The organism is Pseudomonas sp. URMO17WK12:I12 (genome assembly GCF_000514395.1).
Taxonomy (GTDB): Bacteria; Pseudomonadota; Gammaproteobacteria; order Pseudomonadales; family Pseudomonadaceae; genus Aquipseudomonas; species Aquipseudomonas mucoides.
Genome location: NZ_AZVV01000009.1, coordinates 133,455 through 150,791, shown reverse-complemented (window position 1 = coordinate 150,791; position 17,337 = coordinate 133,455). Strand labels below are relative to the sequence as shown.

Genomic DNA, 17,337 nt, shown 5'->3' with positions numbered 1-17,337 from the left:
ACCTGGAATAAATGCGCAATCCATCTAACCCGGTGGTCTCAGCGACTCAATCAGTCCTTGTTCGCGAACAGGGCCCCACGCTCAAAACAACTGCTTACACAATAGAAATACATAAAGTCCGATCTGGTACTACCGAGTGTTAGCTTGTGCGCCTTTTCGGGCCATGAGATGCCAACGCCTTCATCATGCACATAAAGCTCCCCAGCATTCCGGCCCTAGGTGTTTACCTCGCCCTTGCTTGCCTCTTTGCGGGCGCATGGTTCACCCACCCTGCCCCCAAGCATTCCTCCTTTGCCCCGACAAGCCCGGTTTTGCCGGTGACGGATCAGACGGCCAAACCCATTTATACCAGCCGTTTCGCCTCCTCCGGGCTGGTGGACTTCGTGCATTCTTCAGCGGTAACAGCCTTGCCTGACGGTAGCTTGATGGCGGTCTGGTTCGCCGGCACTCGCGAAGGCGCCGCCGATGTGCAGGTGCGCTCCGCTCGCTTCAACGTGAGTACCGGCGAGTGGGGTGAAGAACAGGTCATGGCCACTCGGGAATCGACCCAGCAAAGCACTCGAAAATACATCCGGAAACTGGGCAACCCGGTCATTGCACTGGCGCCGGACAATCGCCTGTGGCTGTTCTTCGTCTCCGTGTCCATGGGCGGCTGGGCCGGTAGCGCGGTCAATGTGATGGTTTCAGACGACTTGGGTATGAATTGGTCGGCACCGCGCCAATTAATCACTTCACCCTTTCTGAACATCAGCACCCTGGTCCGGTCGGCACCGGTGTTCCATGCCGACGGCTCCATCGGCTTGCCGGTCTACCACGAGTTTCTGGGCAAGTTTGCCGAGTACCTGTACTTGAGCGCAGACGGTGAAGTGATCGATAAATACCGCATCAGCCACGGCAATAACTCATTGCAACCCGCGGTCGTTCCGCTGGACGGTCAGCGTGGTATCGCCATGTTGCGTTATGCCGGCGACACGCACCACCGAGTCCTGGCGAGCCGCACCGAGGATGCCGGGCAGACCTGGAGCGAACCTTATCCGCTCGATCCATCGAACCCCAATTCCTCGTTGGCGGCCGTTGCGACGCCCGGACACGGATTGCTGGTAGCGCTCAATGACCTGCAAGAGGGGCGCTTCAAGCTGAGCCTCTATCTCACCGATGCGAAAATGGACGATTGGCGCCTGGTGCGCGATCTGGACAAATCACCGGACCCCGAGGGCGATCCGTATTCACCCCTCGCCTACAAGGAACTCATCGGGAAAGAGTTCCGCGACTCCAGTGGCAAGCTCCGCCAACCGCTGGAGGCGCGATTCCTCGACAACCTCGACAAACGCGTCTGCAAAAGCGAAGGGTGTGAGTTTGAATACGAATACCCGTACTTCATCCGCAGCCCCGACGGGATGTATCACTTGGTTTATACCTGGAACAACACCTTCATCAAACACGTGTCTTTCAACGATATCTGGCTGTCCGAGCGTCTCAAATGATCAGCCTGTGGCAAGCCCATCTCAGCTTCGCAATGATCATCTTCCTGGCAATGCCGTCTTTTGGCCTGAACAGGGTCTGGCGCATCGCGCTGTTGCTTACATTGCTGGTCGCAAGCTTCATACCACTGGACGGGATTTCGCTGGCTGCTTACTTGCGCAGCCACATGGATGACCTCGCGATCACCTCATTGGTGTTCATGGGGTGGGGCTGCCTGCGTCGACTGGATGTGTTGCCGCCCGCGCAGCGTGATCAAACCGGCGTACTGATCCTCTTCGCCGTTATGGCCCTGGTGTTATATCCGGCAACGCTGGGCTTGAGTGATCTGGACCCTTACCGACGGGGGTTCAGCCCACGCCCCCTGTTGTTTGTCGTTGCACTGCTGACGTTCAGCCTGTTTTACCTGCGCAATTACCTGGCCGTCGTGTTGTTGACGAGCGCGACCCTGGCCTTCCTCGCCGGGATCAAACCTTCCCACAACTATTGGGACTACCTGATTGATCCACTACTGGGCCTGTATTGCGGCCTGACGCTGCTGGTGCTGGGGACGCGCTGGACGTATCGCCGATGCATCACGCTGCGCCGCCCAATACCAAACGAATCCGTTTGAAAATTAACGAAATTCTTAATAGGGAAACATCGATGGGCTGGCTGAAATCGAGACGTTTGCATTATTGGCTGGGCGCAACAGCGATCGCGTTTGTGCTGTTTGCACTGCTGCGGGTGGTGTTCTTTTTCGGCTTTTCCGGTTTCGACGCCAAAGCCCTGAGCGACGACAATGCCGTTCTGGAAACTCTGGGCATCGGCTTTCGCTTCGACTTGCGCTTGGCCATTCTGGTCATGCTGCCATTGGCGTTATTGGCCTGGATCCCTCGCTGGAACCTGATCAGTAGCCACCTCGTTCGCTGCATCGCCCGGGGGTATCTGGTCGCCGTTCTCAGCGCCATGCTGCTGATCTACATCGTCGATTTTGGCCATTACGCCTACCTCGGCGTGAGGATCAACGCCACGGTGTTGCGCTTCATCGAGGATGCGCAAATATCCCGTGATATGGTCTGGCAAACCTACCCGGTCATCTGGATTTCATTGGGTTGGCTGGCAACCGTCGCGTTCGTGACACTGGCGCTGATCCGTTTGGAGCGCGTCACGCTGGACCGCCCCCGCAACGTCATTCACCGGCTCTCCGCGGCGTGGGGCAGTGCGTTGATGGTCGTGCTGGTACTGCTGGGTATTTTGGGCCGTGTCGAGCACTTGAACCTTGAAAATCCGGTGCCATTGCGCTGGAGTGATGCGTTCTTCTCGGGCAATAACCAGATCGCCGCATTGGGCCTGAACCCGGTCATTTTCTTCTACGACACCGTCAAAGTCGGCCAGTCGCGCTATGACGAAGCGACAGTACGCGAACTGTATGCGGTCATGACTAACTATCTGGGCGTTGATAAACCCGATCCACAAGCCCTTGACTTTGTCCGTCACCAGGCACCACAACCCTACAAAGTAGCGGGCTCGCGGCCACCGAACGTGGTGTTCGTGATGCTTGAGTCGCTGGGCACCAGCGCTGTCGGGGCCTATGGCAACCCGATTAATCCGACGCCCAATATCGATCGCCTGGCCACGCAGAGCTGGTTCTTCAAGCACTTCTATGTGCCGGTGACAGGGACCGCAAAAACCGTCTGGGCCAGCATCAGCGGGGTACCTGACGTTACTCGCCAGGATACCGCGACGCGTCATCCACTGATCACCAACCAAAACACGCTGGTCAATGCCTTCACCGGCTACGAGAAGATCTACACCATTGGTGGCAACGCCGGTTGGGCCAACATGAATGCCTTGATCAAACAAAGCATTGACGGCGTTCGCCTGTACGACGAGCGAGACTGGAAATCCCCGGTGGTGGATGTCTGGGGCATTTCGGATCTGGACCTGTTCAAAGAGACCGACCAGATCCTGCAAACGCTGCCCAAGGACAAACCGTTCTTCGCCTATGTACAAACAGCCGGCAACCATCGCCCCTTCACGATTCCAAAGAGCAACGACGGATTCGAGGTCAAGCACCCTACTCTGGAGCAAGTCCAGGCCGCCGGTTCGCGCAGTGTCGAACAATACAACGCCGTGCGTTTGCTGGACTTCAACATCGGACGCTTGATGGAAATTGCCAAGGCCGGCGGCTGGTACGAAAACACTATTTTCGTGCTGTTTGGCGACCACAACACCCGCATCGCCCAGATCCCTTTCCTGCCACCGGCCTACGAGCAACTGGGTCTGGAAAGCAACGCAGTGCCGATGATCATCCACGCGCCCGCCCTGATCGGGACGCGCAAGGTCGAGGAAGCCGTCGGCCTGGTGGACTTACTGCCAACGGTGGCCGGTATGGCCGGCCTTGAATTTCGCAACAGCGGCATGGGACGTGATATTCAGCAACCTGCACCCGAAGGCGAACGCGTGGTGCCATTGGTGTTGCGCGAAGGCACGTTCCCGCTGATTGCCGGCGTGACTCAACATTACTTGCTACAGATGGAACACGACGGCAGCTCGCCAACTCTCCATGACCTCGCCTCACCGACGCCGCTGGACAACGTCGCCGAGCAACACCCCGAAGAGTTCAAGCGATTGTCAGAGTTGACCCGCGCCATGCATGAAACCTCACGGTTGATGCTGTACCAGAACGTGCGGAAATAACGCCGGGATTTTTGCCAACCATGGGAAGGTGTGTTCTTGCTGGAGGTGCGGTAATCCCGGAATCCGGGATTACCCACGATGCAGGAGTTACGGGCTGACTTAACGATTCAAGAATGAATATAAAGCCCACCCGCAGGGGTGATGCCGCGCTGCCAGGATGATTGCAATGATGTTGCGCGACAGAACTTGGCGATCTTGTAAAAGAGCTAGATCGTTAGCTCTTTGTTGAGGTTGCTCATCACAAATGTATAAGCGTCTGGTGATGTGAAAAAAGAGTGCCACGCATAGGGTGCTCTGAAGTAAGTGTGATTCCCCGACCGCCAGATAACGACGACATGTCCCGCGAGACTTGCGCCGGCAGCCGCTAACTGAAACGTCCTCATAATCGCTTCTTGCGAGTGGTTAGACTGACTGCCGAATGAAGCATCCAGTGGGAAAATTATCATGTTTTGCCCACCCTGACGCACATGAGCGATGAGGTACTTTGCCATCTCCTTCTCCTTGAAATTACTACCGTTACTGTCCACCCTCGTGCATTCGAGGGCGTGGGCCCGCTAACGCTTCGAGTACGATCGCCCATTGATATAGATGATGAAAAAACATGATTCCAACAACCCGCTGAAGGCGCGTCAGAACGCCCCCCCCCGAGTGACGACCCACTATCAGAACCGGACATTGTATTTATTGCTGGCAACATTAAATGTCGCCATAACTCTTACAGCATTATCACCGAAAAATTTCCGAACAACACCGTCATACACACAGAGCACAACACCTTCACCCGGCACATATGAACTACCATTATTCACCAGCGCCAAGTTGTACACATCATAACTATGCGCAATATCCGGCATGAGCTTATCGCAAATAGCAAAATGATCAGGCTCGCCAGCAATTACCATAACAGGGGAAAGCAGGGCCAGCAGAAAGAGTAACTTTTTCACTTTTGCTTCGCCTTTAGTGTATTAACTACCAATGGCGCCGGATGGTAATTTGAGCCTGATTAGCTGTCAATATGCGATATCTGCTAGCTTTTTTGCGGCATCAGGTTTCATCAAATACAAATTCTGGTTGTTTGAACACTGGGAAATCAATAATTAATCCGACATACCAACTAGGTTAATACCAACTTTTTAATCGTCAGAATCATTGAAGCCTCTTAACGACACAGGGGAATAAATGGCTGTCCCTCATACAATTAAGCCTATTCGCTCTGACTGCCAGTCCAGGTGTCCGCTACATCATCTGTCGGCTTGTCAGTAGTGATGAGCTTCTCGATGCCCCAGTCACCAGGCACATGCCAATCCTCGCCGAAAAGTTCGGCCGGGTGCATCGTTCGGTCGGAACCATTTCCACAGGCCAAGGACTTCGCCGGACAATAACGGTCGCACCCCCAACAGATCCGTTCGGGGTGCTTGGGGTTGATGGGGAAGTTCTTGGCCATGCCGATCTCCGTTCATTGGGAGGCTTTATTCCAACCTACAGACGTTACGCAAAGCCAGCCTTGATACACATCAAGAATCGACATCGGGTGACTGCGCTCACCTCCTTCGCAATCCCGGGGCTAAGCTAATGCTTTAATAGAATTGGAGACGTCTCTCATGCTCAATAAAAATCCTTTCCCAAGCGGCCTATCAACTTGGGACGATCAAGATGCCGCAACATCTCTCGATGACAAAGCGTTTACCGCTCCGCCCGCCTTGACCAACGCCGAACTGGTTCATCTGCGTGTCCGAGTGATTGCCCTGGAAAACCTGGTCATCGCCCTGCTGGCCGATGGATCGGAACACCAACTCGCCGTCGCGCGGGAGATGGCCACCTACATTTCCCCCAGACCCGGTTTTACCCAGCATCCGCTGACCATTCACGCAGCCGAACAGATGACCCACAGCGTCGAGCGCGCCCAGCGATTTCGCCAGCGTGATGAGCCGTCGATTTAATTGCTCGAAACTTGATAGTAATCATTATTGTTCGCAGCAAAGCTTCCTAGACTCCGGCTCCTACTCGCCAATGCCCAGGAAGACATCATGCGCATCCCCTGTTCGCTGTCGCTTGCCCTGCTTATGCTTACACCGCTGGCTCATGCCAAGGAATACCCAATCGGTGAACCACAGTCGTGCCCCGGGTTGGAAGTCGGGGCGGTGTACTTGCAGCCGATCGAGATGGAGCCTGCCGGGATGATGCGGGCCACCGCAGATTCCGATGTGCATCTGGAAGCCGACATTCGCGCCATGGCGGACAATCGACAGGGCTTTCAGGAAGGTAGTTTTGTGCCCTACCTCAACGTTTCTTTCAGCCTGAAAAAACACGGCAGCGAGCCCGAGATCAAAGGCGATTTCCACGCCATGGTGGCCAACGACGGGCCGCACTATGGCGACAATGTAAAGCTGCTTGGCCCCGGTAAATATCAGCTGACGTTCACCATTCTGCCACCCGGCGGGCATGGCTCCCTCGGGCGCCACACCGATAAAGAAACCGGTGTCGCCCCCTGGTTCGAACGCTGCGAACTGCACTACGAATTCATCTACGCCGGCATCGGCAAAAAAGGCGGCTATTGAATGAAGCGCCTGCACATTGCCTGGCTGACCCTCGCCGGAGCCGTCGTGCCATTGACCGTTTATGCCCAGTTACCCAGTTACGAACTGAGCCTTCGCGATGGCCACTTCACGCCGGCCTTGCTGGAGGTGCCGGCCGGACAGCCCTTCAAGATTGTTCTGAAGAACGTCGGCCAAGGTCCGGCCGAGTTCGAGAGCACGCCGTTGCGGGTTGAAAAAGTCCTGTCGCCGGGCGTGACCACCTTCGTGGTGATTCACCCCCTGAGGCCCGGTCACTACCCCTTTTTCGACGAGTTCAATCCGCAATTGCCCGAGGGCGGCATCCTCGCGAAATAACCTGTTGGCGCACGGAGCTTTCATGAATCAATCAATGTTCATCGTCTGGCGCGAAAGCGTCGAGGCGCTGCTGGTGATCAGCATTCTCCAGGCCTGGGCCAGCCAGCAAGGCCAACGTCATCGGCTGGTCAAATACCTGTGGGCGGGTGTGGTGCTGGGGTTGATGCTCTCGGGTCTGCTGGCAGTGTTGATTCTGTTTGCCGGCGAGGCCATGAGCGGGTCGGCCAGTGAATGGTTCCAGGCCGCACTCGCGCTGGCTGCCAGCCTGTTGATCGTGCAGATGGCGGGTTGGATGCACCGTCACGGGCGCACCCTCAACCACGATTTGCGACGACACGCCGATAGCCACCTGGCCCGGCAAGGTGGCGCAGGTCTGTTACTGCTGGCCATGCTCGCGATCTGCCGCGAAGGCAGCGAAACGGTGGTCTTTCTCTATGGCGCTGGGGCTCGGCTGCGAGGTCCGCAACTCGTTTTTTTTGCCGTCGGCGGCATTTTGGGACTGGTGCTGTCGGTGCTGACCATTACGCTGCTGCACTGCAGTCGCCGATTCATTTCATGGCAACGGTTCTTTGCCCTCAGCGAAGTCATCTTGCTCATGCTCGGTGCGGCGTTGCTGGTCAGCGGCACTGAGCGAATCGGCGGCCAACTGCTCGCCCTGGATTTGCCAGACGTGGTTTACAGCCTCGTTGGCGAAGCGCTGTGGGACAGCAGCACGTTGCTGAGCGACAGCCATGGATTGGGTGGCTTTCTTGCAGGTTTCGCCGGTTATCGGGCAAGTCCCAGTGGCCTGACCGTGTTGGCATGGATCGGTTATTGGCTGGCCGTCGGCGGCTGGCTACGGCAACGCACTGCGGAAAACCTGCCATGCCCGACCTGAGCCGGCACAATCGATGGCTCCAGCGTCTGGGTGATGGAATGCGTCGCCACGCACCTGTCATCCGTGGGGTGCAGTGGGCTGTTGTCGCGTTTTACGCAGTGCTGTTGGTAACCCCGGTGTTGTTGCCGCTGCCGGACAGCCAGGCACGGATACTCGACAACCTGACCTTGCTCGCGCAGTTTCTATTCTGGGGGATCTGGTGGCCGTTCGTGCTGCTGTCGATGGTGTTCTTCGGCCGACTCTGGTGTGGCGTTCTGTGCCCGGAAGGTTCGCTCAGCGAATGGGCAAGCCATTACGGTAAAGGCCTGGGTGTGCCGCGCTGGTTGCGCTGGGGCGGCTGGCCAACATTGGCGTTCTGCCTGACGACCCTCTACGGCCAATTGATCAGCGTCTATGACTACGCCCAGGCCGCGCTGTTGATTCTTGGCGGCTCGACTGTGGCAGCGGTCATCGTCGGCTTGCTGTTCGCCCGGGGCAAACGGGTCTGGTGCCGTTATCTGTGTCCGGTCAGCGGCGTCTTCGCCCTGCTCGCCCGGCTGGCCCCTGTGCACTTTCAGGTCGATGAACAACGCTGGATTGAAAATTCCGCACCGCGCCTGCCGCCACCCAATTGCGCGCCCCTGCTTGATATCCGCCGCCTGCAAGGCGCCAGTGATTGCCACGCCTGCGGACGCTGCAGCGGGCAACGCGGTGCCGTGCAACTGATCGCCCGCTCCAGCAATCAGGAGATTCTTCACGTGACAGCGCAAACCCTGTCCCCCTGGGACGCCCGCTTGCTGCTGTTTGGCGTGATCGGCTTGGCCATGGGTGCGTTTCAGTGGACGGTCAGCCCAGGGTTTGTCGCCCTCAAACAATACCTGGCCCAGTGGCTGGTCGAACACGATCAGCTCTGGGCTCTGCAGGACAACGCTCCCTGGTGGCTGCTGACCCATTACCCGCAGCTCAACGACAGCTTCAGCTGGCTCGACGGTTTCAGCATCGTCGCTTACCTGAGTTTGAGTTCGCTGGCTCTTGGCACCGGGTTGATGATCCTACTGCGCCTGACCGCCCGCCTGGCGCAGGATCGCGCGCTGTATTTGCCCCTGGCACTGACACTGACGCCCCTGGGTGGTGCAGGATTGTTTCTCGGACTGTCGGCGACAACAGTGAAACTGCTGCGCTATGAAGGTTTGCTGCTGGAGTGGGTGCAACCGGCCCGGGCCGCTTTGCTAATAGCTGCGATGGCTTGGAGCCTGCTGCTGGGTTGGAAACGGCTGGACCGCGAAGGTCTTTCCCTGGCGCGGTCCGTGTCTGGCAGTCTGTGCCTGTCACTGGCCATCGGCATGGTGGGATGTGGCTGGTGGTTGCAATTCTGGGGCTGGGCCTAAGTTATCCCCGCAACACAAACGCCGGAAACAACTCGCGCATGGCCTCCCACAACTCTGGCAGCAGCTCTTGTGCCGAAACGCTCGCCAGCAACGGGTCGAACATCCGCTCGGTGCGAACCAGTTGCACGGCGAAACGCTTGACGCCGAGTTCGCTCAAACGCTGCGCGAGGACCAGTAACCGCGCCGGCTCGAACAGATGCCAGTGCACGGTGGTACGACATTCATAATCGACACCACTGGCCAGCAGATGATCAAGACTGCGCCAATTGGCGGTTCCGCTGCCTTCGACCCGGGTGATCGCCTGGCAATCCTCGGGCAGCGCCTTCACATCGAAGCCGACCCAATCAGCGCCAGGCAATGCCTTGGCGAACGCAGCCGGCTTGATACCGGCACTGTGCAAACCAATGCGAAACCCCATCGCCCGCACCTCGTCCATGGCGCCGAGCAAGCCGTCCTGCAAGGTCGGCTCACCACCGCTGAACACCACCGCATCGAGCAGGTCCTGACGACGTTGCAGAAACGCCAAAACCCGCCGCCAATCCACTTCGTCTGTGCCACGAGGCGGGATCAACTGCGGGTTATGACAATAACGACAACGCCAGGCGCACCCCTGGCAAAACAGCACGCAGGCGAGCTGTCCCGGATAGTCGATAGTGGTCAGGGGCACCATGCCCCCGACCCGGAGCGTTCGACTCATTGGCGCCCGGCCAGCGCCGCGCTTTCAGTGAAGTGCACCCGCTCACGGTGCTCCGACTGTTTACCCGGATTGAACGCCGACACAGGACGGTGATAGCCCATCACCCGGGTCCAGACTTCGCAGCGTTGACGTTGAGCCTGGGGCAGTGTTTGCGATGCAGTCATGGTGAAGCTCCTTGCGGTTGAGTGGATCGAAATCAATGAACGGTGCCGAGCTTCTGTTCTTGCAGCAGCAAGACCTCGTCGCATTTGGGGCAGAACTCATGCTCGCCATCGAGGTAGCCGTGCACCGGGCAGATGGAGAACGTCGGGGTCACGGTCAGGTACGGCAGGCGGAAGCGGCCAAGGGCTTTGCGCACCAGTTGCTTGCACGCCTCGGTCGAGGAAATCCGCTCGGCCATGTACAGATGCAAGACGGTGCCGCCGGTGTATTTGCATTGCAGTTCGTCTTGAAGCTCCAGGGCCTCAAAGGGGTCTTCGGTGTAGCCCACGGGCAGTTGGGAAGAGTTGGTGTAATACGGCGCTTGCACGCTGCCAGCCTGGAGAATGCCGGGGTAACGCTTGAGGTCTTCCTTGGCGAAGCGGTAAGTCGTGCCCTCGGCCGGCGTCGCTTCCAGGTTGTACATATGGCCGGTTTCCTCTTGGAAACGCAGCAACGTGGCGCGCACATGATCGAGCATGTTCAGGGCAAACTGCCGGCCATGCTCGGTGTGCATGCCCTCCTCGTCGCCGGTGAAATTGCGCAGCATTTCATGCATGCCGTTGAGGCCGATGGTCGAGAAATGGTTGCGCAGGGTTCCGAGGTAGCGCTTGGTGTACGGGTACAAACCGGCATCCATGTGGTGCTGAATCACCTTGCGCTTGACCTCCAGGCTTTCCATCGCCAGTTCCATCAGTGTGTCCAGGCGCTGCAATAATCCACTGGTGTCACCCTTGAACACATAGCCCAGCCGTGCGCAGTTGATGGTGACAACGCCGAGCGATCCGGTCTGTTCCGCTGAGCCGAACAAGCCGCCGCCACGCTTGAGCAACTCGCGCACATCCAGCTGCAAACGGCAGCACATTGAACGCACCTGATTGGGTTGCAGGTCAGAATTGAGGAAGTTCTGGAAATACGGCAGGCCGTACCGCGCGGTCATCTCGAACAGACGATCGGCGTTTTCGCTGTCCCACGGAAAGTCATGGGTGATGTTGTAGGTCGGGATCGGAAAGGTGAACACCCGCCCTTTCGCATCGCCGGCCTGCATCACTTCGATGTAAGCGCGGTTGAGCAGCTCCATTTCGGCTTGCAGGTCTCCATAGGCAAACGGCATTTCTTCACCGCCGATGACGGGTATTTGCTCACGCAAATCCTGGGGGCACACCCAGTCGAAGGTCAGGTTGGTAAATGGCGTCTGCGTGCCCCAGCGTGACGGTACATTGAGGTTGTAGATGAACTCCTGGATCGCCTGGCGAACTTCCTGAAAACTCAGTTGATCCTTGCGCACATAGGGCGCCAGATAGGTGTCGAACGAGCTGAACGCCTGGGCGCCGGCCCATTCGTTTTGCAGGGTGCCGAGAAAATTCACCATCTGCCCCAAGGCACTGCTCAAGTGCTTTGGCGGACCGGCTTCAACACGCCCCGGCACACCGTTGAGCCCTTCGTGCAACAGGGTGCGCAGCGACCAGCCGGCGCAGTAACCGGCGAGCATGTCGAGGTCGTGCACATGCAAATCCGCCTCGCGGTGGGCCTGGCCTATGGCCTCGCTGTACACCTCGTCCAGCCAGTAGTTGGCAGTGACCTTGCCCGACACATTCAACACCAGACCGCCCAGTGAATACCCCTGATTGGCGTTGGCCTGGACCCGCCAGTCTTCACGGTCCAGGTATTCGTTCATCGAAGTCGCCACCTCGACCATGGTCCGGCGGTCGCGGCGCAAGCGCCCGTGCTGTTCGCGGTAGACGATGTAGGCGCGCATGGCGAGGAAAAAACCGGCGTCCATCAACACCCGTTCAACACGGTCCTGGATTTGCTCGACATGGAGTCTTGGCAAACCTTCGAGCCTGGCCAATACCGCGTTCAGCAAGCCTTCAACCTCAACCTCGCCGTACTCCCCCGTCGCCTTGCCGGCGGCGATCAATGCCTGACGGATTTTGTCGGCATCGAAGGCGACCTGACTGCCATCGCGTTTGTGCAAGCGGTTACATCCTACTGCGATCAGCGTGCTCTGCATTTGGCCTCCAGATACTACATATAGATGTTTACTGACAACAAAACACAACATGCAGTGAAGACTACGGACAAAGCGCTGATCTGCAATTGATCGACATCAAGATTTTCCGGTGATTCTGTGACAAGCCCGCTCCCACATTGGGTTTTCGGTGTTTTAGGAACCGTGCAGGGCAATTCAACCGCCACTCATGTTCATGAACCGTACAATCTGCACCTCCCCGTCGGGGCTGAAATCGTGGCGCAACGGCTTGCCGCGCAAGGCCTTCTGCACGGCATTGATCACGGGCTGATCATCCAGCGGATAACGCCGCAGCAATCCTCTTAAATCCAGGGCATCGTCCTGCCCCAAACACAGCAACAGCTTCCCTTCAACGGTCATCCGTACCCGGTTGCAGCTGCCGCAGAAGTTGTGGCTGTTGGGTGAAATGAAGCCGATCCGGGTCTCGGGATGGCGTTCCAGACGCACATAGCGTGCCGGTCCGCCGCTGTTTTCGGTGCTGTCGAGTAACCGATGCTGGCTGGCGATCAGCGACCGAACCTCGTCGCTGGAACAAAACGATTCACCCCGGGAACGCCCGACATCGCCCAAGGGCATTTCCTCGATGAAACTGATATCGATGCGCTGGTCGATGGCGTACTGCACCAACGCCGGGACTTCATCAACGTTGCGGCCCTTCATCACCACGCAGTTGAGTTTGATCCGCTCGAACCCCGCGTCCCGTGCTGCCTCAATGCCGTTGAGCACTTGATCGAGATCGCCAATGCGGGTGATCGCGCGAAACTTCTGCCCGTCCAGGCTATCGAGGCTGATGTTCATCCGCTTCACCCCGGCATCGACCAACGGCCGGGCCAGACGGCCCAGCTGCGAGCCGTTGCTGGTCATCACCAGTTCGCGCAAACCGGGCAACGCGGCGATGTTGCGACAAAGTTCGACAATGCCCGGACGAATCAGCGGCTCGCCGCCGGTCAGGCGAATCTTGCGTACACCCAGGCCAACGAACAGCGTTGCCAAACGCTGCAACTCTTCAAGGGTGAGCACCTGCTGACGCGGCAGGAAGGTCATGTTTTTCGCCATGCAATACACACAGCGAAAATCACAGCGGTCCGTCACCGACATCCGCAGATAATCAATCTGCCGTCCAAAACCATCCTGCATTACAGCGTTCATCACATCTCCCGGTTTGCCCCGATGCTCACTGCACCAGCGGTGAGTCGGCGCCCTGCAAATGGATACCGCGAATATCCGCCGCACCGATCAGGGTTTGCAGGTATTGCACCAGGGCTTTTTGCCAGACGCCTTGCTGCAACTGCGTGCGGATCGCCGTCGACACCACTTCATAGGGCAACGGCATGCCTTCGATCCGCTGATCGACACTGACGACATGCCAGCCGTAGCGACTTTCCAGCGGTTTGCTGGCCAGGCCCGGTGCCAGAGTGAACAACTGACGTTCCAGTTCAGGCACGGTTTGGCCCTTACTGATCTGCCCCAAAGAACCACCCTGAGCCTTCGACGGGCAGGCCGAATATTTCACCGCCAGTTCGGCGAAAGTGCCGGGGAATTCATCCAGACGTTGCAGCAGGATTTCCGCCTGAACATGCGCAAGGCTGCGCGCCTCGACATCGTCCGGCGCACATTCGAGCAGGATGTGCCGCACCGCCAGCAACGGAGCACTGTGGAAGCGCCCGCGATTGTTTTCGTAGTAACGCAGACTCGACTCCTCGTCGCACTGCGGCACTTTCACCTCACGTTCGAGCAACAAGCGAGTGGCCGCTTCTTCTTCGTTCTCGCCAGCACCGATCTCCAACGACACGCCGAGCTCAGCAATGCGTTGCTGCAACAACTCGCGGATCACCAGCGCCCGGGCGGTCAGATACACCGCCTCCTCACGGCTTTCGGCCGGGTGATATTGCAGCTCCTGGGCCATCGCTTCCGGCGTGATCGACACCTCGTTGACGCTGATGATCGGCCACTCCTGTTCACTGCTGGCGATCAACTGCGCCGGGGCGTCATCGGCCCCTGCGGGCTCAACCGGCAGCGCTTCGAACTGCGCCTCTGCGACCGGCGCCATGTCGAGAACGGCCTCCGCTTTTTTTGAAGAACCGCAGCCACCGCTGCCCCCATTACCGCCACCACATCCGCATCCACCTGACATGATTGTCTCCTCAGTACTTCTGACGAACGATTTGATAACGACGCCCCAGGTACCAGATCGGTGCGCTGATCATGTGTACGAGACGGGTGAAGGGGAACAGCACAAACAGGGTCAAACCGAGAAACACATGCAGCTTGTAGATCAGCCCGACCGGCGCGATGGCCGCCGCTGCTTCCACCGGACGCAACAACACGGTGTTCTGCGCCCAATCGGCGAGCATCACCATCACCGAGCCGTCCATGTGCGCGGTGGACGCAACGATCGTCAGCAGCCCCAGCAGCAACTGCGCCAGCAGCACCAGCAGCACCAGAATGTCCGAGGGGCTGGAAGTGGCGCGGACCCGTGGATCGGTCAGCCGCCGATTGACCAGCATCAGCAAGCCAATCAGGCACAACAGACCAAAGAAGCCACCGGACACCATCGCCAGCAACTGCTTGTTCTCAGTGCTGATCACGTGGTGATAAACCGACGCCGGGGTCAGCAGGCCGACAAAGTGTCCGGCCAGTACGAACAACACACCGATGTGGAAGAAGTTGCTCGCCACGCGCATGCCGCGCTGATTGAGCATCTGGCTCGAGCCGGCCTTCCAGGTGTACTGCGACAGATCGAAGCGCGCCCAGCTGCCAATCAGGCAAATCGCCAGGGCGACGTAGGGATAGACCCCGAACAACAACAGGTTCCATTTAGACATTGCCTACCTCCTCGGCCGGCACGACGGCCAACCCTTCATGCTGAAAATCCACCCAGTGCAACGGCACCGCGCTTTCTTCCCGGGCCTTGCCCGGTGCGCTTGGCAGTCCACTGCAACGGTCCTGCTGTTCGGCCTGGAGAAAGTCCACGGCCTCCTCTTCCCAGATCTTGTCGAGGGCTTCCAGGGAGTCGTCGCGCGGCTCCGCCGCGACCTGCTCGCGCAGGTCGGCGACCGCTTGATGCGGCTCGGCCCCGGCGATTTGCAGCAGCGCGCGGAAGCAGCTGGCATAGGCACTTTCGCGCTCTTCCAGACGCGCCGCGAGCAAGGCCAGCAAGTGCGACACATCCGCCAGGCCCTCGCGGGCCTCGATGTCTTCGCGGGTGGACAGGAACTCCAGGTACAGCGGGATGTAATCGGGCAGCTCTTTGACACCGATGGCAAAACCGGCTTCTTCGTATTGCGCCATCATGTCGACCATCGCCTGGCCACGGTCGCGGGATTCGCCATGCACATGCTCGAACAAGAGCAGCGACAGCGAGCGACCTCGACCGAACAGCGCACCGTAGTGCTCCTGCCCATCCATCAGGTCATTGGCGCAGATCAACTCCAACAATTCGAACAACGCGCCGCGTTGCTTGGGGCTGATTTCCCGTGACTGGATGATCGCTTGCTCGAGTTCGTCGCGACCGCCAATCAGTGTCTCGGTCGGGTAATCGAGCAGCAGCGAAATCACTTTGAGAATTTGCATGCTCATTCCTCCCACAACTGGACGGTTTTCAGGATGTCGCGGCGGTTGGCTTTCTTCGCACCGAACATGTTGGTGTCGGAACTGCCGCTGCAGCCGCTGCCAAAGCTGAAACCGCAACCGGAGCGCTCGGCAAAGGCGTCACTCATCGCGTCTTCACGGTGGGCGCTCGGTACCACGAAACGGTCTTCGTAATTGGCGATCGCCAGGTAGCGATACATCTCTTCGACCTGGGCCACGCTCAGGCCGACATCCGCCAGCACCTGCAGGTCCTGCACGCCGTCGACTTGCTCGGAACGTTTGTAGGCGCGCATCGCCAGCAAGCGTTTAAGCGCACGCTTGACCGGTTTTTCATCACCCGCCGTCAGCAAGTTCGCCAGGTACTTCAGGGGAATACGCAGGCTGTCGACATCCGGGATCACCCCGTTCATGCCGACGGTGCCGGCGGTCGCGGCGTTCTGGATCGGCGACAGCGGCGGTACGTACCAAACCATCGGCAAGGTGCGGTATTCCGGGTGCAGCGGCAGGGCGAGTTTCCAGTCCACGGCCATTTTGTAGACCGGCGAACGCTGAGCGGAATCGATCACCGATTGCGGTACGCCATCGGCCAGGGCCTGACGAATCACTGCCGGATCGTTCGGATCGAGGAAGATCTCCAGTTGTTTCTCGTACAGGTCCTGCTCATTGGCGGTGCTCGCCACTTCGCTGATGCGGTCGGCGTCATACAGCAGCACGCCGAGGTAGCGGATGCGCCCGACGCAAGTTTCCGCGCAAACGGTCGGCATCCCCGCTTCGATACGCGGGTAGCAGAAGATGCATTTCTCGGACTTACCGCTTTTCCAGTTGAAATAGATCTTCTTGTACGGGCAGCCGCTGATGCACATCCGCCAGCCCCGGCATTTTTCCTGGTCGATCAGGACGATGCCGTCTTCTTCTCGCTTGTAGATCGCACCGCTCGGGCACGACGCCGCGCACGTCGGGTTGAGGCAGTGCTCGCACAAACGCGGCAAATACATCATGAACGTGTTTTCGTACTCGCCGTAAATGTCCGCCTGAATCTTGTCGAAGTTCTTGTCCTTGCGACGTTTGGCGAATTCGGTGCCGAGGATTTCTTCCCAGTTCGGACCCCACTCGATTTTTTCCATGCGCTTGCCGGAGATCAGCGAACGCGGACGCGCGGTGGGCTGATGCTCGCCCAGTGGCGCGGTGTGCAAGTGCTGGTAATCGAAGTCGAACGGCTCGTAGTAGTCGTCGAGGCTCGGCAGGTCCGGGTTGGCGAAAATGTTTGCCAGCACGCGGAATTTACCGCCGATGCGCGGGTTGATCGTGCCGTTGGCATTGCGGATCCAGCCGCCCTTCCACTTGTCCTGGTTTTCCCATTCTTTCGGGTAGCCGATCCCGGGTTTCGATTCGACGTTGTTGAACCAGGCGTATTCCATGCCTTCGCGGCTGGTCCAGACGTTTTTGCAGGTGATCGAACAGGTGTGGCAACCGATGCATTTGTCCAGGTTCAGAACCATGCCGATTTGTGAGCGAATCTTCAT

Annotated in this window: 18 protein-coding genes; 8 read left to right on the top strand and 10 right to left on the bottom strand. The window is 58.4% G+C overall.

The window, feature by feature from the left end:
* Positions 1-185 precede the first annotated feature (185 nt).
* From D882_RS0113235 to D882_RS0113225, 3 genes are read left to right on the top strand one after another with little or no spacing between them, the layout of a single operon-like run.
* Positions 186-1,484 (top strand): exo-alpha-sialidase, encoded by a 1,299-nt coding sequence (locus tag D882_RS0113235; protein ID WP_027923703.1) that lies wholly within the window; start codon positions 186-188, stop codon positions 1,482-1,484.
* Positions 1,481-2,092 carry a hypothetical protein gene (locus D882_RS0113230; protein ID WP_027923702.1) on the top strand — a complete coding sequence of 204 codons (612 nt, stop codon included), beginning with the start codon at positions 1,481-1,483 and terminating at the stop codon, positions 2,090-2,092. Before D882_RS0113235 ends, D882_RS0113230 begins: the two co-directional genes overlap by 4 nt.
* Before the next feature lie 32 nt (positions 2,093-2,124).
* On the top strand, positions 2,125-4,161 hold the full coding sequence (locus D882_RS0113225; RefSeq protein ID WP_027923701.1) for an LTA synthase family protein: 2,037 nt from the start codon (positions 2,125-2,127) through the stop codon (positions 4,159-4,161).
* A 662-nt stretch (positions 4,162-4,823) separates the two neighbouring features.
* Here the strand turns inward: D882_RS0113225 and D882_RS0113215 are convergent.
* Both D882_RS0113215 and D882_RS0113210 read right to left on the bottom strand, forming a co-directional pair.
* Positions 4,824-5,105 (bottom strand): hypothetical protein, encoded by a 282-nt coding sequence (locus D882_RS0113215; RefSeq protein ID WP_027923699.1) that lies wholly within the window; start codon positions 5,103-5,105, stop codon positions 4,824-4,826.
* A gap of 260 nt (positions 5,106-5,365) precedes the next feature.
* Entirely contained in the window at positions 5,366-5,605 is a 240-nt protein-coding gene (locus D882_RS0113210; RefSeq protein ID WP_027923698.1) for a DUF3079 domain-containing protein, read from the bottom strand.
* A gap of 157 nt (positions 5,606-5,762) precedes the next feature.
* On the opposite strand from D882_RS0113210, the gene D882_RS0113205 reads away from it, so the two are divergent.
* The 5 genes from D882_RS0113205 to D882_RS0113185 all read left to right on the top strand — a co-directional run bounded on the left by D882_RS0113205 (position 5,763) and on the right by D882_RS0113185 (position 9,296).
* Positions 5,763-6,101: a hypothetical protein gene (locus D882_RS0113205; RefSeq protein ID WP_027923697.1), complete on the top strand. Its 339-nt coding sequence runs from the start codon at positions 5,763-5,765 to the stop codon at positions 6,099-6,101.
* A gap of 87 nt (positions 6,102-6,188) precedes the next feature.
* Positions 6,189-6,719 (top strand): iron transporter, encoded by a 531-nt coding sequence (locus D882_RS0113200; RefSeq protein WP_027923696.1) that lies wholly within the window; start codon positions 6,189-6,191, stop codon positions 6,717-6,719.
* On the top strand, positions 6,720-7,052 hold the full coding sequence (locus tag D882_RS0113195; protein ID WP_027923695.1) for a cupredoxin domain-containing protein: 333 nt from the start codon (positions 6,720-6,722) through the stop codon (positions 7,050-7,052). It begins immediately after the preceding gene.
* 22 nt (positions 7,053-7,074) lie between these two features.
* Positions 7,075-7,929: an FTR1 family protein gene (locus D882_RS0113190; RefSeq protein WP_027923694.1), complete on the top strand. Its 855-nt coding sequence runs from the start codon at positions 7,075-7,077 to the stop codon at positions 7,927-7,929.
* Positions 7,917-9,296: a 4Fe-4S binding protein gene (locus D882_RS0113185; protein WP_027923693.1), complete on the top strand. Its 1,380-nt coding sequence runs from the start codon at positions 7,917-7,919 to the stop codon at positions 9,294-9,296. Before D882_RS0113190 ends, D882_RS0113185 begins: the two co-directional genes overlap by 13 nt.
* Before the next feature lies 1 nt (position 9,297).
* Here the strand turns inward: D882_RS0113185 and D882_RS0113180 are convergent, their stop codons facing one another.
* The 8 genes from D882_RS0113180 to narH form a co-directional block, all read right to left on the bottom strand.
* Entirely contained in the window at positions 9,298-9,993 is a 696-nt protein-coding gene (locus D882_RS0113180) for an anaerobic ribonucleoside-triphosphate reductase activating protein (protein ID WP_032833513.1), read from the bottom strand.
* The gene (gene nrdD / locus D882_RS0113175; protein WP_017338867.1) at positions 9,990-10,157 is read right to left on the bottom strand and encodes an anaerobic ribonucleoside-triphosphate reductase; all 168 of its coding nucleotides are present in this window, start codon (positions 10,155-10,157) and stop codon (positions 9,990-9,992) included. Before nrdD ends, D882_RS0113180 begins: the two co-directional genes overlap by 4 nt.
* Before the next feature lie 32 nt (positions 10,158-10,189).
* Positions 10,190-12,205: a ribonucleoside triphosphate reductase gene (locus D882_RS0113170; RefSeq protein WP_027923691.1), complete on the bottom strand. Its 2,016-nt coding sequence runs from the start codon at positions 12,203-12,205 to the stop codon at positions 10,190-10,192.
* Positions 12,206-12,379: 174 nt separating this feature from the next.
* Positions 12,380-13,372, bottom strand: coding sequence for a GTP 3',8-cyclase MoaA (moaA, locus tag D882_RS0113165; RefSeq protein ID WP_027923690.1), 993 nt, complete (start codon positions 13,370-13,372; stop codon positions 12,380-12,382).
* Between the two features lie 25 nt (positions 13,373-13,397).
* On the bottom strand, positions 13,398-14,357 hold the full coding sequence (locus D882_RS0113160) for a peptidylprolyl isomerase (RefSeq protein WP_027923689.1): 960 nt from the start codon (positions 14,355-14,357) through the stop codon (positions 13,398-13,400).
* A 10-nt stretch (positions 14,358-14,367) separates the two neighbouring features.
* Positions 14,368-15,048 (bottom strand): respiratory nitrate reductase subunit gamma, encoded by a 681-nt coding sequence (gene narI / locus D882_RS0113155; protein WP_010460234.1) that lies wholly within the window; start codon positions 15,046-15,048, stop codon positions 14,368-14,370.
* Positions 15,041-15,796, bottom strand: coding sequence for a nitrate reductase molybdenum cofactor assembly chaperone (gene narJ / locus D882_RS0113150; protein ID WP_027923688.1), 756 nt, complete (start codon positions 15,794-15,796; stop codon positions 15,041-15,043). Before narJ ends, narI begins: the two co-directional genes overlap by 8 nt.
* Positions 15,797-15,798: 2 nt before the next feature.
* A complete protein-coding gene (gene narH, locus D882_RS0113145; RefSeq protein ID WP_010460230.1) occupies positions 15,799-17,337 on the bottom strand; it encodes a nitrate reductase subunit beta in 1,539 nt (512 codons plus the stop codon).